Annotated in this window: 25 protein-coding genes; 11 read left to right on the forward strand and 14 right to left on the reverse strand. The window is 73.1% G+C overall.

Going from position 1 to position 23,748, the window contains the following annotated elements:
- Positions 1-48 precede the first annotated feature (48 nt).
- Entirely contained in the window at positions 49-363 is a 315-nt protein-coding gene (locus ACPWUT_RS12320; protein WP_284528176.1) for a DUF2277 domain-containing protein, read from the reverse strand.
- 58 nt (positions 364-421) lie between these two features.
- Between ACPWUT_RS12320 and ACPWUT_RS12325 the strand changes: the two genes are divergently transcribed.
- Positions 422-1,237 (forward strand): alpha/beta fold hydrolase, encoded by an 816-nt coding sequence (locus tag ACPWUT_RS12325; protein WP_425838029.1) that lies wholly within the window; start codon positions 422-424, stop codon positions 1,235-1,237.
- A gap of 19 nt (positions 1,238-1,256) precedes the next feature.
- Here ACPWUT_RS12325 and ACPWUT_RS12330 read toward each other — a convergent pair whose 3' ends face one another.
- The 4 genes from ACPWUT_RS12330 to ACPWUT_RS12345 all read right to left on the reverse strand — a co-directional run bounded on the left by ACPWUT_RS12330 (position 1,257) and on the right by ACPWUT_RS12345 (position 2,918).
- Positions 1,257-1,634, reverse strand: a complete 378-nt coding sequence (locus ACPWUT_RS12330) for a hypothetical protein (protein ID WP_284528174.1) — start codon at positions 1,632-1,634, stop codon at positions 1,257-1,259.
- Positions 1,631-1,906: a hypothetical protein gene (locus tag ACPWUT_RS12335; RefSeq protein ID WP_425838032.1), complete on the reverse strand. Its 276-nt coding sequence runs from the start codon at positions 1,904-1,906 to the stop codon at positions 1,631-1,633. Before ACPWUT_RS12335 ends, ACPWUT_RS12330 begins: the two co-directional genes overlap by 4 nt.
- Positions 1,907-2,049: 143 nt before the next feature.
- Positions 2,050-2,343, reverse strand: a complete 294-nt coding sequence (locus ACPWUT_RS12340) for a GNAT family N-acetyltransferase (RefSeq protein WP_284528172.1) — start codon at positions 2,341-2,343, stop codon at positions 2,050-2,052.
- On the reverse strand, positions 2,340-2,918 hold the full coding sequence (locus ACPWUT_RS12345; RefSeq protein WP_425838036.1) for a toxin: 579 nt from the start codon (positions 2,916-2,918) through the stop codon (positions 2,340-2,342). Before ACPWUT_RS12345 ends, ACPWUT_RS12340 begins: the two co-directional genes overlap by 4 nt.
- A gap of 426 nt (positions 2,919-3,344) precedes the next feature.
- On the opposite strand from ACPWUT_RS12345, the gene ACPWUT_RS12350 reads away from it, so the two are divergent.
- From ACPWUT_RS12350 to ACPWUT_RS12360, 3 genes are read left to right on the forward strand one after another with little or no spacing between them, the layout of a single operon-like run.
- Positions 3,345-4,049: a winged helix-turn-helix domain-containing protein gene (locus ACPWUT_RS12350; RefSeq protein ID WP_284528170.1), complete on the forward strand. Its 705-nt coding sequence runs from the start codon at positions 3,345-3,347 to the stop codon at positions 4,047-4,049.
- Between the two features lie 46 nt (positions 4,050-4,095).
- Complete coding sequence (locus ACPWUT_RS12355) at positions 4,096-5,130, forward strand: DNA-3-methyladenine glycosylase family protein (RefSeq protein WP_425838040.1); 1,035 nt, start codon at positions 4,096-4,098, stop codon at positions 5,128-5,130.
- A 46-nt stretch (positions 5,131-5,176) separates the two neighbouring features.
- Positions 5,177-5,395 carry a hypothetical protein gene (locus tag ACPWUT_RS12360; protein WP_284528168.1) on the forward strand — a complete coding sequence of 73 codons (219 nt, stop codon included), beginning with the start codon at positions 5,177-5,179 and terminating at the stop codon, positions 5,393-5,395.
- 103 nt (positions 5,396-5,498) lie between these two features.
- Here the strand turns inward: ACPWUT_RS12360 and ACPWUT_RS12365 are convergent, their stop codons facing one another.
- Together ACPWUT_RS12365 and ACPWUT_RS12370 are read right to left on the reverse strand one after the other, a co-directional pair.
- On the reverse strand, positions 5,499-5,687 hold the full coding sequence (locus ACPWUT_RS12365; RefSeq protein ID WP_425838043.1) for a hypothetical protein: 189 nt from the start codon (positions 5,685-5,687) through the stop codon (positions 5,499-5,501).
- 117 nt (positions 5,688-5,804) lie between these two features.
- A complete protein-coding gene (locus ACPWUT_RS12370; RefSeq protein WP_425838046.1) occupies positions 5,805-6,635 on the reverse strand; it encodes an aldo/keto reductase in 831 nt (276 codons plus the stop codon).
- A 305-nt stretch (positions 6,636-6,940) separates the two neighbouring features.
- On the opposite strand from ACPWUT_RS12370, the gene ACPWUT_RS12375 reads away from it, so the two are divergent.
- Positions 6,941-8,110 carry an RtcB family protein gene (locus ACPWUT_RS12375; protein WP_425838049.1) on the forward strand — a complete coding sequence of 390 codons (1,170 nt, stop codon included), beginning with the start codon at positions 6,941-6,943 and terminating at the stop codon, positions 8,108-8,110.
- A gap of 12 nt (positions 8,111-8,122) precedes the next feature.
- Here the strand turns inward: ACPWUT_RS12375 and ACPWUT_RS12380 are convergent, their stop codons facing one another.
- From ACPWUT_RS12380 to ACPWUT_RS12390, 3 genes are all read right to left on the reverse strand, one after another.
- The gene (locus tag ACPWUT_RS12380) at positions 8,123-8,929 is read right to left on the reverse strand and encodes a Cof-type HAD-IIB family hydrolase (RefSeq protein ID WP_284528164.1); all 807 of its coding nucleotides are present in this window, start codon (positions 8,927-8,929) and stop codon (positions 8,123-8,125) included.
- Between the two features lie 141 nt (positions 8,930-9,070).
- Positions 9,071-10,252: a zinc metallochaperone AztD gene (aztD, locus tag ACPWUT_RS12385; RefSeq protein WP_425838053.1), complete on the reverse strand. Its 1,182-nt coding sequence runs from the start codon at positions 10,250-10,252 to the stop codon at positions 9,071-9,073.
- 57 nt (positions 10,253-10,309) lie between these two features.
- On the reverse strand, positions 10,310-11,497 hold the full coding sequence (locus ACPWUT_RS12390) for a hypothetical protein (RefSeq protein WP_425838056.1): 1,188 nt from the start codon (positions 11,495-11,497) through the stop codon (positions 10,310-10,312).
- A gap of 114 nt (positions 11,498-11,611) precedes the next feature.
- Between ACPWUT_RS12390 and ACPWUT_RS12395 the strand changes: the two genes are divergently transcribed.
- From ACPWUT_RS12395 to pgi, 4 genes are all read left to right on the forward strand, one after another.
- Positions 11,612-12,877, forward strand: a complete 1,266-nt coding sequence (locus tag ACPWUT_RS12395; protein ID WP_425838059.1) for a histidine kinase — start codon at positions 11,612-11,614, stop codon at positions 12,875-12,877.
- A complete protein-coding gene (locus tag ACPWUT_RS12400; RefSeq protein WP_284528160.1) occupies positions 12,865-13,545 on the forward strand; it encodes a LuxR C-terminal-related transcriptional regulator in 681 nt (226 codons plus the stop codon). The genes ACPWUT_RS12395 and ACPWUT_RS12400 overlap by 13 nt, the downstream gene beginning before the upstream one ends.
- Positions 13,542-14,456 (forward strand): hypothetical protein, encoded by a 915-nt coding sequence (locus ACPWUT_RS12405; RefSeq protein ID WP_425838062.1) that lies wholly within the window; start codon positions 13,542-13,544, stop codon positions 14,454-14,456. Before ACPWUT_RS12400 ends, ACPWUT_RS12405 begins: the two co-directional genes overlap by 4 nt.
- A 176-nt stretch (positions 14,457-14,632) precedes the next feature.
- Positions 14,633-16,315 carry a glucose-6-phosphate isomerase gene (gene pgi, locus ACPWUT_RS12410; RefSeq protein ID WP_425838065.1) on the forward strand — a complete coding sequence of 561 codons (1,683 nt, stop codon included), beginning with the start codon at positions 14,633-14,635 and terminating at the stop codon, positions 16,313-16,315.
- Between the two features lie 176 nt (positions 16,316-16,491).
- On the opposite strand, the gene ACPWUT_RS12415 is transcribed toward pgi, so the two are convergent.
- Complete coding sequence (locus ACPWUT_RS12415) at positions 16,492-17,049, reverse strand: helix-turn-helix domain-containing protein (protein ID WP_425838068.1); 558 nt, start codon at positions 17,047-17,049, stop codon at positions 16,492-16,494.
- A gap of 66 nt (positions 17,050-17,115) precedes the next feature.
- Between ACPWUT_RS12415 and ACPWUT_RS12420 the strand changes: the two genes are divergently transcribed.
- Positions 17,116-18,684, forward strand: a complete 1,569-nt coding sequence (locus ACPWUT_RS12420; protein WP_425838071.1) for a methyltransferase — start codon at positions 17,116-17,118, stop codon at positions 18,682-18,684.
- A 79-nt stretch (positions 18,685-18,763) separates the two neighbouring features.
- On the opposite strand, the gene ACPWUT_RS12425 is transcribed toward ACPWUT_RS12420, so the two are convergent.
- Positions 18,764-19,414, reverse strand: coding sequence for a YdeI/OmpD-associated family protein (locus tag ACPWUT_RS12425; RefSeq protein ID WP_425838074.1), 651 nt, complete (start codon positions 19,412-19,414; stop codon positions 18,764-18,766).
- A 46-nt stretch (positions 19,415-19,460) separates the two neighbouring features.
- A complete protein-coding gene (locus ACPWUT_RS12430; RefSeq protein ID WP_284528154.1) occupies positions 19,461-20,171 on the reverse strand; it encodes an NRDE family protein in 711 nt (236 codons plus the stop codon).
- Positions 20,172-20,222: 51 nt separating this feature from the next.
- Between ACPWUT_RS12430 and coaBC the strand changes: the two genes are divergently transcribed.
- On the forward strand, positions 20,223-21,434 hold the full coding sequence (coaBC, locus tag ACPWUT_RS12435) for a bifunctional phosphopantothenoylcysteine decarboxylase/phosphopantothenate--cysteine ligase CoaBC (RefSeq protein ID WP_284528153.1): 1,212 nt from the start codon (positions 20,223-20,225) through the stop codon (positions 21,432-21,434).
- A gap of 1 nt (position 21,435) precedes the next feature.
- Here coaBC and ACPWUT_RS12440 read toward each other — a convergent pair whose 3' ends face one another.
- Positions 21,436-23,535, reverse strand: a complete 2,100-nt coding sequence (locus tag ACPWUT_RS12440; RefSeq protein WP_425838078.1) for a glucose PTS transporter subunit IIA — start codon at positions 23,533-23,535, stop codon at positions 21,436-21,438.
- Positions 23,536-23,748: the final 213 nt, after the last annotated feature.

Consider the following 23,748-nt stretch of genomic DNA (forward strand, 5'->3'; position numbering starts at 1 on the left):
CGCCGTCGCGCACCGGACTGCCCTCCCGCCGCGCGGCGGACGGTCCGGTCACGACGCCGCGCGCGCCGCCTTCTTCTGCTCCTGGAAGGCCCGCAGCGCCTCGTACCTGTCGGCCGAGCGCGCCTGCCGCTTGGCCGCCTCCTCCTCGCGGTTCTTCGGGGGCGCCGGAGAGACGAGATCGTCGAGCAGGTGCCGGGTGGCATGGGCGATCTCGTCGACGGCGCGGTCGAACGCGGCCTGGTTCGCCTTGGCGGGCTTGGTCATCCCGCTGATCTTGCGCACGAACTGCAGCGCGGCGTCACGGCACTCGTCATCGGTCGCAGCGGGCTCGAAGTTGTGGAGCGGAACGATGTTGCGGCACATGCCCCCACGGTACGACGGTGCGGACGCGGGCGACAGTGCCCGCCGATACGCTCGAGGGATGGGTGACGGGGATCCGCTGGAGAGCATCGCCGACGCCGTCGACACCGCGATCGACGAGCTCACGGGCGTGCCCACCGACGACGGCGACATCGAGCGCTTCACGGCGGCCGGCATGACCCTCCTCGCCGAGGCGCGCGGCGCGGAGGACGCGGCGGCCACGTTCGTGCTGCTGCACGGCATCGGAATGGGGCGGAAGGTGTTCGCCGATCTGGCGCGCCGGCTCCATCCTCACGGGCGCGTGATCGCGATCGACCAGCCCGGCTACGGCGAGGCGCCCGAGCCCCCGCGCACGCCGACCATCGAGCGCAGCGCCGACCTGATCGGCGCCTACCTGCGGAAGATCGACCGCGGTCCGGTCGTGCTCATCGGCCACTCCATGGGCACGCAGGTCGCCGCCGAGGTCGCGGTGCGCCATCCCGCCACCGTCTCCCACCTGGTGCTGGTGGCGCCGACCGTCGACCGGCACCACCGGACGGCGGGGGCGCAGCTGGGCCGCCTGGCCGTCGACCTCCTCGACGAGAGCCCGAAGGTGCTGCTGCTGGGCGCGCGCGAGTACGTCCGCGCCGGGCCGCACCTCGGCCGCAAGGTGCGGGCGATGCTCACGCACCGGCCCGAGGAGTCCTACCCGCGCGTCGCCGCTCCCACCCTGGTCGTCCGGGGCGGCCGGGACCGCGTCTCGACGCGGGAGTGGTGCGACGAGGTCACCCGCGCGATCCCCGGGGCGCTCGGCGTCGAGATCCCGGGCCACGGGCACGAGACGCTCATCCGCGATGCGGGCCCCGCCGCCGAGGAGATCCTCCGCTTCCTCCGCTGAACGGCGTCGCGACTCGGGATCAGGAGCCTGCGATGTCGCGCGCCAGCGCCGTGACCTCGTCGTCGGCCACCGTGATGCCGACGTCGGACAGCCGCCGGCGCAGCGACTTCTCGACGATCTCGAGGCTCTCGCCGCCGACGTCCGCGCGCACCTGCTGCACGACCCCGCCGAGACGCTGCATGTCGGTCGCGGCGTTCTGCGCCAGAGCGGGGCCGTCCTGTGTGGCCTCGCCCGGCGCGCCCGCGGCCGCGCGGGCCTCGTCGTCCTCGTGCGCGTCGGGCTCGTGTGCGACGGCACCGCCGACGCCGGCATCGCCGCGCTGCTCGAGGTCCGCGTCCTTGGCCGAGTCGGGGTAGTTGGCGCCCGGCTCGTCGAACTCGTTGCGCGTGCCGCTCATCGATCGGCCTGCTCGTCGGTGAGGAGGTCGGGATCGAGGCCCTGCTGGATCTCGGCGCTCTCGACGTACGGGTCCGAGGCCCGGCTGTCGCCGTCGGGCAGATCGCCGTCGGGGGCGGGGGCCGCGGGGGTCGTCGACGTCTCCTCGTCGGGAGCCTCCTCCTGCACGGCCGCCAGGGCGTCGGCGCCGGACTCGGCGTCGACGGGTCCGGTGCTGCTCCAGCCGCCGGCCGGCTCGGCGTCGACGATGTCGTCGGGTACGTCTCGGGTCATGACTCCTCCTGGTGTCTGCCGCGTGGGCTTCCCGAGCGAGGATCCGCTCCGGGTCATCCCATGCTGCGACGCGCAGCGGACCACCGGCGAGGGGATTGACGGCTCCCCGGGTCGGCGGTAGGCGCGGTAGCGGAGGAGGGCGGTCAGCCTCGTCGGGCCAGCACGGCGGCGCGGTCGGGGTGCGCCGCGAACCAGTCGGCCGCGTACCAGCACACCGGCTGGACGACGCGGTCGCCCCTGGTCTCGAGCTCGGCGACGGCCCGGTCGACGACCTCGGCGGCGAATCCCTTCCCTCGATAGGTCGGCACCGTGTAGACCCGCGTCATGGCGAGGGTCGTGCCGTCGTCCCGGTAATCGATGACGCTCACGAGGTCGTCGCCGCGGTGCAGGGTGTAGCGCGACGCATCCGTCTCGTTCGCGAAGCGGAGTTCGGTCATGACTCCACGCTACGCCCGTCCGCCGACAGGGCGGCGAGCCACGCGTCGACCTCCCGCTGCCCGCGCAGGCGCACGATCGGCATGCCCACCGCGAGCCGCTCCTCCATGCGCTCACGCATCACCGGATGGTTGGTCCACGCCCAGCGCACGATGTTCTCCTCGGGCGCCCACCGCAGCCACGACGAGACCCGTTCGCGATTGCCGTGCCAGAGCTCCTCTCGCCGCAGGCCCCGGCGCAGCGTGCGGCCGACGACCCGGCGCATGACGAGCCCACGCGGATGGTCCAGCCACACGACGGCGTCGGCGCCGCCCGGGGTCCCCGGGTCGAGCAGGCCGTCCAGGCGTGAGGTCCAGTTGCCCTCGACGACCCAGCCCTCCGGGTGGGCGGCGACGAACGCCCGCACGATCGCGCGGGCCTCCTCGAGGTCGCGGTAGGTCCATCCCTCGGCCCAGAACACGGCGTCGAGCTCCAGCAGCGGAAGAGCCCTCGCGCGTGCCACGGCCCGTGCCAGCCGGGACTTGCCCGACCCCGAGGTGCCCACGATGCGCAGCCGGGTCGGGGTGTCGTCGGTCATCACTGAGCAATCTGTCACATTGCGTCATCTTGTGGCGAGGACATCCGGGCGGTTTGACACATCCGGACACGCTTCGTCATAATCAAGCCCATGACTGACAACGCACGCATTCTGTCCGCCCGGGAGGCGAACGGATCTGCCGGCATCATGATGCCGCGCGTTGCCATGTGTTGCCGAATGTGTTGATCACCGCGACGTCGTCACCGACACGGTGACTCCCGCCGGGTGCTTCCGCCTCCGCCCTGTTCTCCGGTCTGATCCAGGCCATCGCAGGTCTCATCCAGGACGCGGCTCCACCCCACGAGCGTCGGCCCACCGCCCACGATGCGGCGCCGATCCGCTCGCACACCGGCCGCCGAGGCCGATCGCAGCACGCCGAACCCGTTCCAGGCACATCGCCCGGGTTCCTCTCGAAGGACATCTCCCATGTCGAACACCGCTCTTCTGACCCAGCCCGCCGCCCGTCACCTCCGCGCCGTCGAGGACATCGCGCCCGCCGCCCCGCCGGCCGCCCGCCCCGTTCCGGCCGGCACCGCACCGCGCGGCTTCGCGCTCTACGTCGGCATCGACGAGGTCAAGGCCGCCGCCGACGGCGTCTCGCTCTCGACGCTGGTCGAGGCGCTGCGGCGCACGCTGTCCGAGCTCGCTCCCCACGCCGAGACCTACGCCACGGTGGCCCTCGCGCCGGCCGGAGCCGGCGGCCGCGACGTCGACGTCGTGCGCCTCGCGCTCCACGAGCCGAGCGCGATCGCCCGCACCAAGCAGGACCAGCCCGAGGACGACCACGTCCCGGGCGGCGTGACGATCGACATCTCGCGCCGTCGCGTCCACATCGACGGCGAGGCCGCCGCGCTCACCTTCAAGGAGTTCGAGCTGCTGCAGTACCTCGTGCTGCGCGAGGGCCGCACGATCGAGCGCACCGAGCTCGTGGCGTCGCTGTGGAACCACGCCGACGGCGAGGAGGCTCCCGGCGAGCGCACGATCGACGTGCACGTGCGACGGCTCCGCTCCAAGCTCGGCCGCTACGAGGACATCGTGCGCACGGTGCGGGGCATCGGCTACCGCTTCGACCGCCACGCCGACGTCGTGATCCGGTACGGCCACGGCACCCCGTCGCCCGACCGCTTCTGAGTCCGTCCCCGCCGCGATGTCGGTGGCCGTCACGTACAGTGACGGCATGACGACGGTCGCGCACGGGCCCAGCGCGCAGGGTTCCAGGGCGCAGGGTTCCACGGCGCAGGGTTCCAGGGCGCCGGGTCCCAGGGCGCCGGAGCCCCGCGCGGACCAGGCGCGCGCTTGGCACGAGCGCCCACTCGAGACCGAGTTCCGGCCGGCGACGCCGATCGACGCCGGTCGCGCGGTCGCCTTCCAGCAGCGCGGCGCCCACGACCCGTCCCAGACCACCGCCGGCGGCGTCATCTGGCGCGCCAGCCGCACGCCCGAGGGCGTCGCGACGCTGGCGATCCGCGCCACCCGGCACGGCGTGCGCGCCGCCGCGTGGGGCCCCGGCCGTGCGTGGGCGCTCGATCAGCTGCCCCGGCTCTGCGGCGCCGACGACGACCCCGCCGGCTTCGACGGCTCCCCCCACCCGCTCATCGCCGAGACGCATCGCCGGCATCCGACGCTCCGCCTGGGCCGCACCGACCTCGTCTTCGACGCCCTCGCCAGCGCGATCTTCGAGCAGAAGGTCACCGGCCTCCAGGCCTTCGGCGCCTGGCGGGCCATCCTCACCCGTCACGGCGAGCGCGCACCCGGGCCGACGCCGAAGCCGATGTTCGCGCCGCCGGCGGACTGGCAGCGCATCCCGAGCTGGTCCTGGCACCGCGCCGGTCTCGAGCCTCCGCAGGCGCGGACGGTCACCGCGGTCGCCGCGCGACGGGCCTCCATCGAGCGCGCGGCCGATGCCGCCCTCGACGGCGACACCCGCGACCGCGTCTTCACGAGCCTGCGCGGCGTGGGGCTGTGGACGAGTGCCGAGACGCGCATCCGTGCATACGGCGATCCGGATGCCGTGAGCGTCGGCGACTATCACGTCGCCCACGAGGTCGGCTACGCGCTCACCGGCCACCGCGTCGACGACGACGGCATGCTCGAACTCCTCGAGCCGTGGCGCGGGCAGCGCCAGCGCGTGATCCGTCTCATCGGGCTGAGCGGGGTCCACGAGCCGCGTCGCGGGCCGCGGCTGAGCCCCGAGGACCACCGGGGCCGCTGACGGCCATCCGGTGCCGACCCGTCCGGCCTGCGCCTAGGCTGGCGGCATGAGTGCGCGCGGATGGCCGAAGGGCCGGCTCGGCTGGATCGCCGGCACGGTGGCGCTGCTCGTGCTCGGCGTGGTCGTCGGTCTCGTCCTGGGCAGCGTCTGGCTCGGTCTTGCCCTCGCCGCGATCATCTCGATCGGGTGGCTGATGGCCTACGAGTCCTGGCGCGGCCGCACTCCCGACCTCGACGACCCGTGGGACGACGGCGCGAAGCTCTGACCGCCGCTCGCACGACGAGCAGGTGGCACTCGTTGTCGCCACGTCCGTTCCGAAGTGGCAGCTTGCGTCACCTTCTCGTCGTGTGGAGCGGGTCGCCGGCGGGTCAGGCCGGGGCGCCCTCGTCCTCTTCGGGCTCGAACGTCGAGACCTCGCCGGTGTGGCCGGCGGCGACGCCGTCGGGGTCGGGCGGGATCGTGCCGTCCTCGCCCAGCCCGCCGGGCTTCTCGGTCACCTCGGTGTCGTCGCTGTCGGTGGCATCGGCGGCATCGTGCGCGTGCGCGTCACTGGTCATGATCGCTCCTCTCCGCAGCCGACGTGGCCGCGTGCGGTCACGCTAACCCGGCGCACCTCGGGCGCCATGCCCCTTGACCGCCGGAGGGCCAGCGGGTACCGCGCGGAGGGGCGGAGCTCACATCTCCTCGTGAGTGTCGGGGTCGCCGTCCCACAGCCGCCCGCGCTCGAGCCCGCCGATCGCGGAGACCTCGGCGTCGGTCAGCGTGAAGCCGAACACGTCCGCATTCTCGATCTGGCGCGCCGGGTCGGCCGACTTGGGGATGGGCGTCGCGCCCAGCTGGGTGTGCCACCGGAGCACCGCCTGGGTGGGCGTGACTCCGTGGGCGGCGGCGACCTCGGCGACGACCTGCTCCGAGAGGAGCTCGCTGCGACGGGCGAGCGGGCTCCAGCTCTCGGTGCGGATGCCGTGCTCGGCATGGAACGCGCGCAGGGCCTCCTGCGGGAAGTACGGGTGGAGCTCGACCTGGTTGACGGCCGGCACGACACCGGTCTCGTCGATGAGCCGCGTCAGCATCTCCTCGGTGAAGTTCGAGACCCCCACCGATCCCACGCGACCCTCGTCGCGCAGCGCGATCATCGCGCGGAACGTGTCGACCCACTTCCCGACGCTCGGGTTCGGCCAGTGGATCAGATACAGGTCGATGCGGTCGAGGCCGAGCCGCTCCAGGGAGCCCTGCGCGCTGCGCACCGTCTCGTCGAAGCCGTGGTCGCGCCCGGGCACCTTCGTGGTGACCAGGAGCTCGTCGCGGATGCCGGAGCGGCGCACGGCCTCCCCCACCTCCGACTCGTTCTCGTAGTTGACCGCCGAGTCGAGGAGGCGGTAGCCGCTCTCGATGGCCGCCACCATCGCCTCGACCCCCTCCGCGCCGCGCAGGTTGTACGTGCCGAGGCCGAGCTCGGGGAAAGCGGTGCCGTCGTTCAGGGTGACCGTGGGAATCGTGACCATGCCCCCACGCTACGCCCGGCGCGGGACGCAGGCCCGCGCTTGACCCCGGCCGGCGCCTCCGCTAGCGTGGCGAGGCTGTGCCGACCGGCACGGCATCCCATCGGAGGACGACGTGAACGCTCATCTGCGTGAACTCCCGCAGCGGAACCTGGCCCAGCCCAGCTTCCGCTACGAGTCGTACCCTCCGGCGCGCGCCGTCTGACACCGTTACCGTCACACGCCCCGCACCGCACAGGTCCGGGGCGTTTTCCGTGTGTCCTCTCCGCACGGGGCATCCCCGGACCTCTCCACGAAGGAAAGGAACCATGGAGAAGCTCACGAACAGGCTGCTGTCGTGGGCGAGCCTCATCGACGAGAAGACCGTCGAGCAGGCCCGCACCTCGTCGCGCATGCCGTTCATCCATCCGCATCTGGCGCTCATGCCCGACGCGCACCTCGGCAAGGGGGCGACCGTGGGGTCGGTGATCCCGACCCTCGGCGCCATCATGCCGGCGGCCGTCGGCGTGGACATCGGCTGCGGCATGATCGCCGTCCGCACGCAGTTCACGAAGGCGCAGCTGCTCGCCCGCGACCTCACGGCGCTGCGGGAGCAGATCGAGCGCGCCATCCCGCTGTCGGCAGGGCGCGACAATCGCAAGATCGTCGCAACGGCCGAGCCGCGGATCGCCGAGCTGGAGGGGCTCGCCGAGAAGAACGAGTTCGATCCCGCCCGCTACGCCGGGCACTGGCGCAACCAGCTCGGTTCGCTCGGATCGGGCAACCACTTCATCGAGGTGTCCGTCGACGAGACGGACGCCGTGTGGATGTTCCTCCACTCCGGTTCGCGGGGTGTCGGCAACAAGATCGCCACGCACCACATCGCCGTCGCGCAGCGGCTCGCGAAGCAGTGGTGGATCGAGCTGCCCGAACCCGACCTCGCGTACCTCGTCGAGGGCACCGAGGAGTTCCGCCGGTACATCCGGGAGCTGCGGTGGGCCCAGCACTTCGCCCTCCTCAACCGGGAGGAGATGATGGACCGGGTCGCCCGCCAGCTGTCGGAGACGATGGGCGAGGACGTGCAGGAGCTCGAGCGGATCAACTGCCACCACAACTTCACCGAGAGCGAGAAGCACTTCGGCAAGCAGGTGTGGGTGTCCCGGAAGGGTGCGATCCAGGCCGACCTCGGCCGGCCCGGACTCATCCCGGGGTCGATGGGCACGGCGTCGTACGTCGTGTCGGGGCTCGGCAACCCGCTGTCGCTGAACTCGTCGCCGCACGGCGCCGGGCGGGAGTACTCGCGGTCGGCGGCGCGGCGGACGTTCACGCACGACCAGCTGCGGGAGGCGATGGCCGGCATCGAGTTCCGCGACACCGACGCGTTCATCGACGAGATCCCGGCGGCGTACAAGCCGATCGACCGGGTGATGGCCGATGCGGCCGACCTCGTGGAGGTGCGGCACACGCTCCGTCAGCTGGTGAACGTGAAGGGCGACTGAGGCTCCGGCCGGTCAGCCCAGCAGCCGCTCGATGACGGTGAGGACGCCCGCCTCGGCGTGGGACGGGGCCCGGTGACGGGCCACCGCCACCACGTCGGGGTGGGCGCCCTCCATCGCGTACGAGTGCTCGGCGGCCTGCAGCATCTGGACGTCGTTGAGGTAGTCGCCGAACGCCGCCGTCTGCGCCGGGGTCACCCCGAGTGCGGCCTGGAGCGCGCGCAGGGCCACGCCCTTGTCGACGCCCTGGTTCATGACGTCGACCCAGTGCATGCCCGACACGACCACCTGATGGGTGTCCCGGAGGTCTGCCAGGCGCGGGGCGCTGTGGGTCTCCCCGCCGCCGAAGTCGTACACGGCGATCTTGACGATGCGGTCGTCGACGGCGAGGAGGTCGCCGACCACCTCGAGCGCGCGATAGTACTTCGCGGCCTCCGCGACGAAGACGGGGTCGGTGTCCTCGATGTAGGCCGACCGCGTGCCGCAGAGCACGACGCCCAGCCGCATCCCTTCCGCGTCCAGCGCCCGCAGGCGCGCGACGACGGACGCCGTGAACTCCGGGTCGAGCCGGTCGGAGCTCACCTCGCCCTCGCCGCGGACGACGTGCGCGCCGTTCTCGGCGATGTAGTCGAGCTCCACCTCGGCGTCGGCGAACATCTCCCGCAGCGTCGCGTACTGCCGTCCGCTCGCAGGCGCGAACACGATGCCGCGGGCGTGCAGGCGGCGCAGGAGCGGCCACAGCCCCGCGGGGATCGTCCCGTCGGGGAGCAGGAGCGTCCCGTCCATGTCGACGGCGATGAGACGGATGTCCGGTGAGGTCACACCCCATCCTCCCCCCACCCGCGCCCACCCCGCCGCGTTCAACCCGCCGCGTTCACCCCGCCGCGCGAAGGTGGCGCATCCGGTCGGAATCCGCGCCGCAGACTGACCGGATGCGCCACATTCGCGCGCGCGCCGGGAAGGCTAGTCCACGGCGACGATCTCGTTCGGGGTGACGGGGAGGTCGGCGGCGGCGGTCACGGCGCCCGTGGCGGCGTCGAGGGCGACGATCCGCCGCTGCGCCGCGTCGGTGACGTACACCGTGCCGCCCGCGACGGCGATCGCGGGGTGCGCGTCCTGCCACTCGGCGGGGCTCTCCCACGCCTCGATCGCCTCGTGCGAGGCGGTGACCTCGCCGGAGGCGGGATCGACGACGTGCACCCGGCCGTCCGATCCGAGCAGCAGCGCGTCGCCGTCCTCACCGCGCACGACGCCCCGCCACGTGTACGAGACGCCGGCGGGGAGGTCGACGACGTCGAGGGTCAGCGCCTCGGTGTCCACCAGCGCGAGCCGGTGCAGCAGGTATCCCTCGGCGTCCGGGTCGTCCTTGTAGTCCATCACCACGAGCGGGCTGTCCTCGGAGACGTAGGCGTTGCCGATGCGGCCGAACGCGTCGGGCGACGTCAGCTTGGTGATGGTGCCGTCGCGGTAGACGAGGGCGCCGTCCTCGCAGCCGACGACGACGGCCTCTCCGGCCGCGGTGCCCTCGCCGTGGACGCCGGGGCAGTCCGCGCTGGCGGCGATCTCCGCGCCGTCGGCGCCGGTGACGCGGATGCCGCTGCGGGAGTCCGCATCGCCCACCGTGGTCAGCAGCGCGCCGTCCGACAGCACGACCGACACGCCGTGGTGCGCCTCGACGCCCTCGATGACCTCGGCCTCGGGGAGCTCGTCGCCGGCATCGGCGAGGGCAGCGGTCTCGAAGACGGTGGTGTCGCTCGTCGCGTCGTCGTACAGCACCGTCTTGCCGGCGTGACGGACGACGTGACCGGCAGCGCCCGCCGGGACCACGAGGTCGGTGAGCTTCGCCTCCCGCAGGTCGAGGAGCTCGAAGCCGCGCGACGTCGTCACGAACGCGTGACGGTCATCGCCCGCCAGGTTGAGGCGGACGAAGTCCTCGGACGGCTCATCGGCGATCACGCCGAGGGTCTCGCCGTCGAGCACGAGCACACCGCCCTCGTACGCGACGGCGACGCGGGGGCCGTCGACGGCGGCGGCGGGATCGGGCGCCGGGTCGGACGCGGGTCCCGATGGGGAGGGAGCGGCGCAGCCCGCGAGGGCGAGCGCGGCGATCGCGGCTCCTGCGGTCAGCAGCAGGGGTCGTTTCATGGTTTTCCTTTCTGGATGGCGGCCCGGGAGGGACGCCGGTGGTCGGTCGGCGGCCGGTCAGCGGCCGGTCAGCACGGTGAGGCCGTCGGGAAGCGCGAAGCGGGCGAGGACTGCGCCGCTGCCGTGATCGACGACGAGGGCTGCGCCCGCGGGGTCGACGACGTAGGTCTGCCGCTGCTCCGGGAACAGCGCCGGGACGTGCGCCGGCGCACCGGAGGCGGCGACGGTGGAGAGCAGACGCCCCGTCGTGCCGTGGTGGACGCGCACCTCGCCGCTGCGGGAGACCGCGACCACATGGTCCGCGTCGTCGCCGACTGCGGCCACGGCCGTCACCGCTGACGCGGCGCGCCACGCGTGCCACGCGCGCGCCCGGGTGTCGAGCACCCACACCGCGCCCCCGTCCGTGAGGGCGGCGACCGACGGTCTCCCCTCGCGGCCCGAGAACGCCCGCACACGATCGTCCGCCGCCGGGTAGTCCAGGCGCTCGGTCTGCGCCGGGCGCCCGTCGGCGGCGAGGACCACCCCGTCGGCGCAGGCGACCACGACCCCGACCGCCGTGGCGATCGATCCGGCGGCGTCGGCGCACCGGACCGCCTCACCGGCGACGCCTTCCTCGTCGACGTGGCGCAGCCGGGCGACGCGCCCGTCGGCGACCTCGGTCACCCACGCGCCGTAGGCGAGCGGGACGACCATGCCCGCGGCCCCCGCGGCCGCTGCGGCGTCGCGCCGGAAGAGCTCCTCGATCTCGCCGTCGGCGAGCGGGGCGACCTTGACGAGGACCGCCTCCCCGGGCCCGCCGCCGCCGTCGAAGCTGATGCCGACGCTGCGCTCGCCCGCGACGACCGTCGGGGTCCCCGGTCCCTCGACGTCGCCGACGACACGCGCCGGTCCGGAGTAGTAGTGGACGTGGTCGCCGTGGTTCCACGTCCACGCCCCGCTGTCGACGATCGTGACCGAGCCCTCGCGCAGGGCGAACAGATAGCGGCCGTCGCCAGCGACGGCGTCGGCGGGCGCGATGCGCGCGATCGTGGACGACCGGCCCGAGGCGAGGTCGAGGTGGCTGACCGCGCCGTCGGGGGCGAGCGTCGTCAGATGCAGCGCCGGCGCGGCCAGCTCGGTCACTCCGTCCGCCGGCACGGCATCCGATCCCGGGGCGGGCGCCGGCTCGGCTCCGCTCGGGGCGGGGGCGCATCCGGAGAGCATCAGCACGGCGGCGAGGGCGACGGGTGTCAGACGGCGGGGCACGGGACGACGCTATCAGAACTGAGAATCATTCTCATTAACACGTAGGGATAACCCGAGGTGATTCGTCCGGACACCACTGCGGCGCGCCCGCGACGCCGGTCCTACCGTGGAGACATGACCACCGCAGCACTCCCGCACCGGCGGCCGGGCGCCCTCACCCATCTGGGGGCGATCGCGCAGCTCGCGGCCCTCGGCATCGCCGGCGCCGTCGCATTCACGATCCTCCTGACATTCCTGAGCGTGGGCGTCGGGCTCCTCCCCGTGCTCGGCATCGGGCTCCTCTTCCTCGTCGCCTTCGTCTACGTGCTGTGGGCCACCGCATGGGTCGAGTACGAGCGCGTCGACGGCCTGTACGGCTACGGCCTGCCCGCCCTGCGCCTCCGCCCGAGCGCCGGCCCGGGCTTCGGCGGCTGGCTGCGCACCCTGTGGCGCCAGTTCACCGACGGAGCGATGTGGCGCGGAACCTCCAGCGCCGCCATCGGGACGGTCCTCGGCCTGTTCGTGCTGCCCCTCGTGGCCTGGCTCGTCTCCGGGGTCGGACTGCTGTTCGCCCCGCTGGGCGGCCGCGCGCGACTGCCCTGGACCGACCTGTCCGTCCACCCCGGCTGGGCCGTGCTCATCGGCGTGCTCAGCATCCTCGCGAGCCTCGCGCTGCTGTTCGGCATCGCCGTGCTGCATGCCACCCTCACCCGCGCCATCCTCGTCCCCTCCCGCGAGGCGGCGCTGGCCGAGCAGGCCCGCACGGCGGGGGCGCAGCGGGCGGGGGCGGTGCGCGCCAGCGAGGTCGAGCGCACCCGGCTGGAGCGCGATCTGCACGACGGCGTCCAGCCGCGGCTGGTCTCGGTCGGGATGACGCTCGGACTCGCGCAGCAGAAGATCGACACCGATCCGGCCGCCGCCAAGGCTCTGATCGACGAGGCGCACACCTCGACGAAGGCCGCGATCACCGAGCTGCGCCAGCTCGCGCGCGGCATCCACGCCTCGGTCCTCGACGACCGCGGCCTCGACGCCGCCCTCTCCGCCCTCGCCGGTCGCTCGCCCGTGCCCGTCGTGCTCGACGTGCGCCTGGACGGCCGCTGCAGCCGCACGGCCGAGGCGGCGCTCTACTTCTCGATCGCCGAGTCGATCACCAACGCCGCCAAGCACTCCCGCGCGAGCGAATGCCGCGTGATCGTGCGCCGTCGCACCGACGAGGCCACGGGCGCCGTGACCCTCTGGGCGCGCGTGGAGGACAACGGCGTCGGAGGCGCCCGCGTCATCCCCGGCGGGGGCCTCGACGGCATCGTCAACCGCATCGTCGCCGCCGGAGGCACATCGCGCCTCGACAGCCCGCAGGGCGGCCCGACCAGCCTGGAGGTGAGCGTCCCGTGCGCATCCTGATCTGCGAGGACTCGGCGCTGCTGCGCGAGGGACTGGTCCGCGTCCTCGAGGACGCCGGTCACGAGATCGTGGCCGCGCTGCCCGACGCCGGCGACCTCGCCGCCGTGGTCGCCGACACCGCCCCTGAGCTCTGCATCCTCGACGTCCGGCTTCCGCCGACCTTCACCGACGAGGGCATCCGCGCCGCGCTCGCCCTGCGCGCGGCGAACCCCGACCTCCCCGTGCTCGTGCTCAGCCAGTACGTCGAGGAGCGCTACGCGAGCGACCTCATCACCTCGCACGGGGCGGCGCTCGGCTACCTCTTGAAGGACCGCGTCGCCGACGTCCGCGACTTCCTCGAGTCGATCGAGCGGATCGGCGCCGGTGCGACGGTGCTCGACCCCGAGGTCGTCGCGCAGCTGCTGACGCGCCGCGCCCGCGACGACCGGATGGCGCGGCTGACCGATCGCGAGCGGACCGTGCTCGCCCTGATCGCCGAGGGCAAGAGCAATCAGGCGATCGCGCAGACCCTCTTCGTCAGCGAGGCGAGTGTCGAGAAGCACATCACCTCGCTCTTCCAGAAGCTCGACCTCGAACCCGACGAGCACGGCAACCGCCGCGTCCTCGCCGCCCTCGTCCACCTCGGTCACGGCGGCGACACCCCTCCCCGGAACGGAGCAGTCCGATGACCCTCGTCCCCGATGCCCCCCTGGCATCCGATGCCCCTGCCGCGTCCGGCAGCGCCGCGCCGGGCACCCCGCTGACCCCGCCGCCGACCTCCGGCGCCGCCGATCAGGGCGCTCCCCGCCCGCCCCGGCGCACCTCGTCGAAGGTCGTCGCGACCATCGCGATCTGCGCCGGCGCGGTGCTCATCGCGGGCACCGTGTTCACGGGAGTCCTCTCGGCGATGCGCTCCGCGACGATCCGCGACGGAGAGGCGACGGTGTCGGCGTCCGGGCTGCGCAGCCTCGACCTCGACACCAGCGCCGCCGACGTGACCGTCTCGTACGGCGCGGTCTCGGAGGCCACGCTTCGCGTGACCGGTGCGTCGGGCATCGACGACTGGACCTTCGAGCGCGAGGGCGACCGCCTCGTCGTCTCGTCCGATCGGAACGTCTGGGGACGCTGGGGGTGGTTCCGCGAGCCCGACACCGTCGAGCTGACCCTGCCGGCCTCCGCCGCGGGCGTCGACGCCGACATCGACGTCGACAGCGGATCGCTGCGCGCCGACGGCGACTTCGGCGCGCTCGACCTGCACCTCGACGCCGGGTCGCTCCGCGTCTCGGGGACGGCGGACGCGCTCACCTCCGAGGTGAGCGCAGGATCGGCCCGCTACGAGCTGTCCGGCGTCTCGGACGCCCGGCTCTCGGTGAGCGCCGGATCCGTGGAGGGCGAGCTCGACGGCCGTGCCCCCGACGCGCTCACGCTCGACGTCAGCGCCGGACGCCTGGACCTCACCGTCCCGGACGGCGAGTACGCCCTGACCAGCGACGTGTCGGCGGGGAGGTTCACCCACGACCTCCGCACCGATCCCGCGTCGCCGAACCGCGTCGACGTCACCGTCTCGGCCGGCGCCGTCACCCTCCGCACGGCCGACTGACGGCCCGGCCGCACGAACCGGTGGCACTCGTTGCCGCTTCCCGCCCCGGGAGGCGGCAACGACTGTCACCACCGGGCGCGGAGACCGCGGTCCGGGCTGACGAGGCGGGTCGGCGCGGCCGTTTTGTCCGCCGTACGGCCCTGTGGCGGAGCAGGTTCAGCGCTAGCGTTGTCCCCGTGACCACTCCGATCGACGCCACCGCCACTGCCGCCTGGGGAGAGCTCTCCGCAGCCCGCGACTCGTTCACCCCGGATCTGCGCGGTGCGTTCGCCGCCGACCCCGGCCGCGTCGAGCGGCTGACCTTCGACCTCGCCGACCTGCGCGTCGACCTGTCGAAGAACCTCGTCGACGACGACATCCTCGCCGCGCTGGTGCGCCTGGCCGAGCAGACCGGCGTCGCCGAGCGGTTCGCGGCGATGCTCGCCGGCGAGCACATCAACACGACCGAGGACCGCGCTGTGCTCCACACGGCACTGCGCCGGCCGGCCGGGACGACGCCCGCGCTCATCGTCGACGGTCAGGACATCGACCACGACGTGCAGGAGGTCCTGGCGGCGATGTCGGCATTCGCCGACCGCGTGCGCTCGGGCGAGTGGGTGGGCGTGACGGGCAAGACCGTCACGCACGTCGTCAACATCGGCATCGGCGGATCGGACCTGGGTCCGGTGATGATCTCCGAGGCGCTCGAGCCGTATGCCGACGCCGGCATCCAGGCGCGCTTCGTCTCGAACATCGACCCTTTCGACCTGGCGCACAAGACCGCGGACCTCGACCCCGAGACGACGCTGTTCATCGTCGCGTCGAAGACGTTCACGACCCTCGAGACCCTCACCAACGCGCGCCTCGCGCGGGACTGGCTCTGGGCGGGGCTCGAGGCGGCGGGCGCCGTCGACGGCTCGGAGGAGCAGCGGACGGATGCGGTCGCGCATCACTTCGTCGCGGTCTCCACCGCGCTCGACAAGGTGGCCGCGTTCGGGATCGACACCGCGAACGCCTTCGGGTTCTGGGACTGGGTCGGCGGGCGCTACTCCGTGGACTCCGCCATCGGCCTGTCGCTCGTGATCACCCTCGGCCCGCCGGCCTTCCGCGAGCTGCTCGCCGGCTTCCACGCCGTCGACGAGCACATGGCGTCCACGCCGCTGGAGCGGAACGTCCCCGTGCTGATGGGGCTGCTGAACGTCTGGTACACGAACTTCCTCGGGGCCCAGTCGCATGCCGTGCTCCCCTACGCCCAGCAGCTCAGCCGCTTCGCCGCGTACCTGCAGCAGCTCACCATGGAGTCCAACGGCAAGTCCGTGCGGTGGGACGGGTCGCCGGTCACCAGCGACACCGGGGAGATCTTCTGGGGCGAGCCGGGGACCAACGGCCAGCACGCGTTCTACCAGCTGATCCACCAGGGCACCCGGCTCATCCCCGCCGACTTCATCGCGTTCGTGAACCCCGCCTATCCGCTCAAGGACGGCGGCCGCGACGTGCACGGCCTCTTCCTCGCGAACTTCCTCGCGCAGACCAAGGCCCTCGCCTTCGGCAAGACCGCGGCCGAGGTCGAGGCCGAGGGCACGACCGGACCGCTCGTGGCGGCCCGCACCTTCGCGGGGAACCGCCCGACGACCTCGATCTTCGCGCCCGCCCTCACCCCGCGCGTGCTCGGCGAGCTCGTCGCCCTGTACGAGCACATCACGTTCACGCAGGGCGTCGTGTGGGGCATCAACTCCTTCGACCAGTGGGGAGTCGAGCTCGGCAAGCAGCTCGCTCTGCAGATCGCACCCGCGATCGAGGGCGACGAGGACGCGCTCGACGCGCAGGACGCGTCGACCCGGGCGCTGCTGGCCTACTACCGGGAGCACCGCACGTCCTGACCCGGCGGTGCCGGGCTTCCCGACGCGGGGTGCCGGCCGCGGCGCGTTCGCAACTCCGGAAATCCGGGCCCGCCGGGGCGAGAACGGGCGTCCGGCCCGGCCGAGCCGCGGCTTCTTCCGGAGTCGTGAACGCGCAGCCGTCCTGACCCGAGGGCGCGACGGCCCGGGAGGGCGGCCTAGGAGTCGGTGACGCGGGTGTGGATGCGCTCGCCGGCCGCGCTGAAGATGCTGATCACCTCGGCCGGGCCGTCGGCGGAGGCGCGGATGCTGTGCGGCAGCCGCGTGTCGAACTCGGCCGCCTCGCCGCGGGCGATCTCGTGCTCGGTGCTGTCGAGCACCAGGAGCACGCGCCCGCTCAGCACGTACAGCCACTCGTAGCCCTCGTGCACGCGCGGCGCGGGCACGACGGTCGTGGGCGCGTAGGTGATCTTGTAGGTCTTCACCGGGGCGTGCTCGAGCGTCAGCGGAGCGATCACCATGCCGTCGCGGCGCTCCACGGCCCGCCGCACCCGAGGATCGGCGGTCTCGGCGGGCAGCAGGTCGTCGATGCGGATGCCGAGGATCCGGGTGAGCGGGACGAGGAGCTCCAGCGAGGCCTGCCGCTTGCCGGACTCCAGTCGCGAGAGCGTGCTGGCGGACAGCCCGGCGCGCGCGGCGACGTCGTCGAGGGTCCAGCCGCGGGACTGCCGCGCGGCGCGGAGCCGCGGTCCCACTTGGTCGAGTTCGGTGCGCATGGTCCCATCTTGCCATTCCCGCAAGCGAGCTTGCACTCTCGCGGACGGCCGCGTCACGCTGGATCCATGGACATCAGGGAATGGGATGCCGTCGTCATCGGCGGCGCAGTGGCAGGGCTGAGCGCCGCGCAGATGCTGGGGCGGGCACGCCGGCGCACGCTCGTGATCGACGGCGGCGCGCCGCGCAACCGGTTCGCCGCGCACATGCACGGCGTACTCGGACACGACGGCGCGGAGCCGGCGGAGCTGCTCGCGCGCGGCCGCCGGGAGGCCGAGGCGTACGGCGTGGTCGTCGAGTCGGCGACGGTGACCGAGGTCACCGGCACCGCCGACGGTCTGCGGATCGTCCGGGCCGACGGCGGCGTCGAGCACGCGCGCGCCGTCGTCGTGGCGACCGGGATCCGCGACGCCCTTCCCGACATCGACGGCCTGGCGGCGCACTGGGGCACATCGGTGCTCCACTGCCCGTACTGCCACGGCTGGGAGGTCGGCGGCCGGCGGCTGGGCGTGATCGCGACGTCGCCGGCGAGCGTGCATCAGATCGACCTCGTGCGGCAGTGGAGCGAGGACGTGACCGCGTTCACCGCCCTCGCGGGGCCGCTCGCGCCCGAGGTGCGCGAGCGGTGGGACGCCCGCGGCATCCGGATCGTCGAGCGGCCGGTGCGGTCGGTGGGGTCCGGCGACGGCCGGCTCACCGGACTCGTCGACGACGCCGGGACGACGCACCCGGTGGACGCCGTCTTCGTCGCTCCCGCGCCGGAGGTCGCACTGGAGTTCCTCTCGGGCCTGCGCCTCGCCCGCGCCGACCAGCCGGGCGCTCCCCTGGCCGTCGATGCGACCGGCGCGACGAGTCACCCGCGCGTCTGGGCCGCCGGCAACGTCACCGCCCCGTTCGGCAACGTGCCGCTGTCGATGGGAGCGGGATCGATGGCCGGCGCCGCGGTGAACGCCGCGCTCGTCGCCGAGGACGCGGCCCACGCCGTCGCCGCGCGGCGCGACGCGCGCGCGGCCGCGCGCAACGCCCACTGGGAGGAGCGCTACGCCGAGGGCACGCGCTTCTGGTCGGGTCGGGTGAACGAGACCACGGCTGCGGTGGCGCGCACGCTCCCCCGCGGAACCGCCCTGGAGATCGGCTGCGGAGAAGGCGCCGACGCGATCTGGCTGGCGGAGCAGGGCTGGACGGTGACCGCGGTGGACGTCTCCCCGACGGCGATCTCCCGTGCGCGGGTCGCGGCGGCCGAGCGGGGCCTGACCGACACGCAGGTGCGTTTCGAGACGGCGGACGCCGCCGGCGGCCTGCCCCCAGGCCCCTTCGACCTCGTGGCGTCGAGCTTCCTGCACTCGTGGGAGCACGACTTCCCGCGCATCGACATCCTGCGCCGCGCCGCCGCCCGCGTCGCCCCGGGCGGGCGGCTGCTCGCCGTCTCGCACGCGGCGGTGCCGCCGTGGTCGGCCCACGACGATGCGGAGGACCATCCCGTCCTCCTCACCCCCGCTCAGGAGCTGGCACTGCTGGGGCTCGATCCGGCGGTCTGGACCGTCGAGCTCGCGGAAGTGCGCGCACGCGAGACCGCCGCGCCCGACGGCCGGCCGGCGCATCTCGACGACGGGGTGCTGCTCCTGCGCCGCGCATGACTCCTCGGCATCGGAGCGGGCGGCGCCACGACCCCGCGCAGGGACGGCGCGCACGCGCGAGGAGGCCGAGGCGCAGGATTCACACCTCGGTCGCGGCGGCCGCCGCAGCCGCCGCGCGGGTGAGCCACGCCGGCGGCTCGCCGTACCGCTGCGGCGGCACCAGGCGTCCGGCGGCGCAGTCGGCGACCAGTGTCGCGAGGCGGTCGGCGCGGGTCGTCTCGCGCTTGGCGGACTGCACCCAGGTCGTGGCGACGCGGCGGTACGACGGCGTCGCGGCGTCCCAGAACGCCTGCGCCGCCGGGTCGGCGGCCAGTGCCGACAGCTGCTCGGCCGACGGCTCGGGAGCCGTCTCGTACGAGTAGCCGCTGCCGGCGGGCCTGCGCTCGTAGGCGGCCAGCCCCGCCGGACGCATGAGCCCCTCGGCGATCAGGCGCTCGACGTGCGCGATGTTGACCGCGCTCCACACCGACCGGGGCTTGCGCGGCGTCCACCGCTGACGGCGGCGGCGGTCGTCGACGCGCTGCGAGACCGAGTCGATCCAGCCGTAGCAGAGGGCGACCGGCACCGCGTCGTCCCAGGTGATGCCGACGTCGGGATCGCCCTTGCGGTACAGCCCCATCCACAGCTCGGTGGCGGTCTCGTGGTGCTCGTCGAGCCAGGCGCGGAACTCCTCGGCATCCGCGAAATAGACCGCCGGCCGCTCGGGGGCCGCGTCGTCCGATCCGCTCATGCGCCGACAGTACCGCCGCGCACCGACACGCGGGGACCGCCGGCGCTCAGCGCAGTTCCACCCGGTTCCAGGCGCCGGGCTCGTCGAACTCGCCGTAGACCACGTCGACGCCGTCGGCGGAGACCGACGCGGCGGTCACGAGGAGCGAGAGCGTCGGATAGCCGTACGGGCGGTTGTCGCGCACGATGGCGCGCTCGTCGGTCGGATCGAGCTCGGCCGTGCGCTCGAGCGCGTCGAGCCACGGCGTCCACCACTGCGGCCCGTCCGCCGGCGGCGAGAAGACGTCGCGCCACGCGACGATGCGCGCCGTCGCCGGGTCGTCGACGTCGTCGTGCGCGATCATGTGGATGCCCGGTGCCAGCGGCTGCACCCGCAGCGCCTGGCCGTCCCACATGGTCACGCGCGCACCCTCGGCATCCACCTCGACGAGGTTGAAGCCGTGGACCCGCGGACGCTGCGCCGGCGAGGTGCCCGCGACCGCGTCGAGGACGACGTGGCCACGCGATCCCAGCTCGGCGGGATCGATGTCGCTCACCTCGGCGCGGTTCAGCACGACGGCGAGCCGCCCCGCATCCGGGTCTGCGGCGAGCCAGGCCCCGCCCGCGCGGCTGTCGCGCACCCCCACGACCCCCGGGTGCGCCTCGGGCCACCACGCACCGAGCGGGTCCCAGGCGCGCGCGGGGTCCTCGTCCCGCACCGCGAGCAGCCGCGTGGCGGCGGCGGGGTCGTCGGGGACGTGGACGATCACGGTGCACATGGGTCTGTCTTTCCTGAATCTGGCGTCAGCGGCGCGTGGGAGGATCGGTGCATGTTCGTTGTCGTGGGTGTCAGCGGCGGCATCGCCGCGTACAAGACGGTCCAGCTCGTGCGCGCTCTCGTCACCAACGGTCACGAGGTGCACGTTGTTCCCACCGACGACGCGCTGCGGTTCGTGGGGACCGCGACGTGGGAGGCGGTCAGCCGCCATCCTGTCACGACCTCCGTGCACGACGACGTCGCGGAGGTCCGGCACGTGTCGCTCGGCACGCGCGCCGACCTCGTCGTCGTCGCGCCGGCGACCGCCAACACCCTCGCGCGGATGGCGACCGGCATCGCCGACAACCTCCTGGGTGTCACGCTGCTGGCCACCACGGCGCCGGTGCTCGTGGCGCCCGCGATGCACACCGCCATGTGGGAGCACGCCGCCACGCGTCAGAACATCGACACACTCCGCGCGCGGGGCGTCCACGTCGTGGGACCGGCCGACGGCCCCCTGACCGGCGGGGACAGCGGCCCCGGGCGCATGTCCGAGCCCGACGAGATCCTGGCGGCGGCGCTCGCGCTGCTCCCGGCACCGGCGGGCGATCTGACCGGCCGGACCGTCGCCGTCTCCACCGGCGGCACGCGCGAGCCGATCGATCCGGTGCGCTTCCTCGGCAACCGCTCCTCGGGACGTCAGGGCGTCGAGGTGGCGCTCGCCGCCGCGGCCCGCGGAGCCCGCGTGCGCCTGGTCGCGGCTCACGTCGACGAGGGCGTGCTGTCCGAGGTCGCGCGGCACCCGCGCATCGAGATCGCCCGCGCCGGCACCGCGGACGAGCTCGGCACGGCCATGCAGGCCGCTGCCGCCGATGCCGACGTCGTGGTGATGGTCGCCGCTGTGGCCGACTACCGCGTGGCCGAGGTGTCGCACGAGAAGCTGCGCAAGGAGGACGGCGACGGCACCGCCACCCTCTCCCTCGTGCAGAACGCCGACATCCTGGCCGGGCTGGTGGCGGCCCGCCGCCCCGGACAGCGGATCGTCGGGTTCGCCGCCGAGACGGCGTCGAGCGAGGACGAGCTCGTCGAGCGCGGGATCCGCAAGCGCGAGCGGAAGGGCGTCGACCTGCTCGCCGTCAACCGCGTCGACTGGGACCGCGGCTTCGAGACGACCGACAACGCGCTGCTGATCGTCGCTGCCGACGGCGTGGCCGCGCACGCCGCCGGCAGCAAGCGCGCGGTCGCCGACGCCCTGTGGGACGCCGTGGTCGCGCTCGACTCCTGAGTCAGCCCTTCTTCTTCTGCAGGTCGAGCAGGGGCGCGCCGGCCGTCACCGGTCCGAGCGCGACCGGGTCGACCGTGTCGAACGCGTCGGCGTTGAGGACGATGACGGGCGTGATGAGCGGGTAGCCCGCCTTCTCGATGACGGCCCGGTCGAACACGACCAGGACGTCGCCGACGTCGACCCGGTCGCCGTTCTTCACCCTCACGTCGAAGCCGTCGCCCTTGAGGTTGACGGTGTCGATGCCGACGTGGATGAGGATCTCGGCGCCGTTGTCCAGCTGGAGGCCGAAGGCGTGGCCCGTGGGCTGGGCGGCGACGACCACGCCCGCGCCGGGCGCGGAGACGGTGTCGCCGCTCGGCTCGATCGCGACGCCCGGTCCCATCACACCGCCAGCGAAGACAGGATCGGGGACCTCGGAGATCGCGACGGCCGTGCCGTCGAGGGGCGACATCACCTGGGTGAGCGCGAGGTCCTCGGCGTCCGGGAGGGTGGCCGTCGCGGTGGCGCTGCCGGCGAGGGCCGCTCCCCCGGCGACGTCGGCGACCGAAGCCGCCGTCGGCGCGCCCGATCCCACGACCGACGAGCCCGCGGTCGCCGCGGTGTCGGCGACGTCCGCCGAGGCGGCCGGACCGTCCACGGCGGGCTCCTTGTCCTTGTAGCCGCCGACGACGATGAGGAACATCGACACCGCGAAGGCCGACAGCACGGCGATCGCGTACAGGCCGATCGGCTCGAAGGCCGGGATGGTCAGCAGCGACGTGAAGACGAACGCCTTCGTGGTGATGCCGTTCTCGAGGCCCAGCAGCATGCTGCCGATGCCGATGATGAGACCGCCGGTGAGGCAGCCGACCAGCATGCGCGGGTAGATGCGCTTGTAGCGCAGGTGGATGCCGTAGAGCGACGGCTCGGAGATGCCGCCGAGAAGACCCGCCGCCAGGGCGCCGGTGGCCGTCTGCTTCATCTGCTTGTCCTTCTCGCGCCATGCCAGCAGCAGCACGCCCGCGGTGGCGCCGAAGCACGCGAAGTTCCATGCGCCCATCGGGCCCTGGATGAAGTCGTAGCCGAGCGTCTGGATGTTCAGCAGCATGATCGCGTTGATCGGCCAGTGGAGGCCGAGCGGCACCATGAACGGGTACGCGAGCGGGATGATGATCGCGAAGATGAACGGCGAGAACGAGTTGATCGAGCTCAGCAGCTGCGCGAGCGCCGCACCGGCGTAGACGCCGATCGGTCCGAGCAGGAACGCGGTCAGCGGGATCATCACGAGCATCGCCAGGAACGGCACGAAGATGAGCTGCAGATTGTCCGGGATGAGGCGCTTCAGGCCCTTGTAGAGGGGCCCCAGCACCGCGGCCATGATCAGCGGCGGGAACACCTGCGAGCTGTAGTTGAAGATCGTCAGGGGGATGCCGAAGATCGGGATCGTGGTGATCTCGGAACCGAGGAACACGATCTGCTGGGCGCCCTCCTGGGTGGCCAGCGATGCGAAGCCGGGAAGCATGACAGAGGCCATGATCGAGAAGCCGACCCAGGGATCGGCGCCCACCTTGTTCGACGCGTTGTAGGCGACCATGAGCGGCAGGAAGACGAAGACGCACTGCCACATCAGGTTGACGAACTGCCAGGACGGCGGCAGCTCCGTGCGCGGGTCGGCCCAGTTGCCGATCACCTGCAGCGTCGACATCAGCGCCATGAACGTGATGATGAGCGATGCGCCGAGCAGGGCGCCGAGGGTCGGGCGGAACGAGTCGGAGAGGAACTCGAAGAGCGAGTCGAGCCACGCGACCTTGCCGCGCGGGCCGCGCGCGCGCTGGGCGGCCTTGACGTCCGCGTCGGAGGGCGCGTCGACGTCGGCCATCTCGGGCAGCGCCATGATGTCGTTGTAGACGGTCTGGACGGCGCCCCCGATCACGACCTGGAACCGGTCGCCCGCCTGCGGGACGGCGCCCATGACGCCGGAGATCGCCTCCATCCGGTCCTTGTCGACCTTGTCGCCGTCGCGCAGCTGGAACCTCAGCCGGGTGGCGCAGTGGGTGAGCCCGGCGACGTTCCCGGGGCCTCCGATGGCGTCGATGATGTCTGCTGCAGGACTGGATGCCATGTCGGCAACTCCTCTCGCGGGTTCGCGCCGGATCGTGTCCGCGCTCGTGCACATGGGACTCTATACCGGGCTTCCGGAGGGTCGATAGGACCCCCGCCGGAGCAAATCCGGGTGGTAGGCTCCCACGGTTCACCCAGGTTCAGCGGAGGTTTCGTCCAGGAACCGTGGGCAGACTCGGGGACTTGTGCCCGTCCCGAGGGCACGTCGCGACGC

It is taken from the genome of Microbacterium sp. PA5 (assembly GCF_049860775.1).
In the GTDB taxonomy this organism is placed as follows: Bacteria; Actinomycetota; Actinomycetes; order Actinomycetales; family Microbacteriaceae; genus Microbacterium.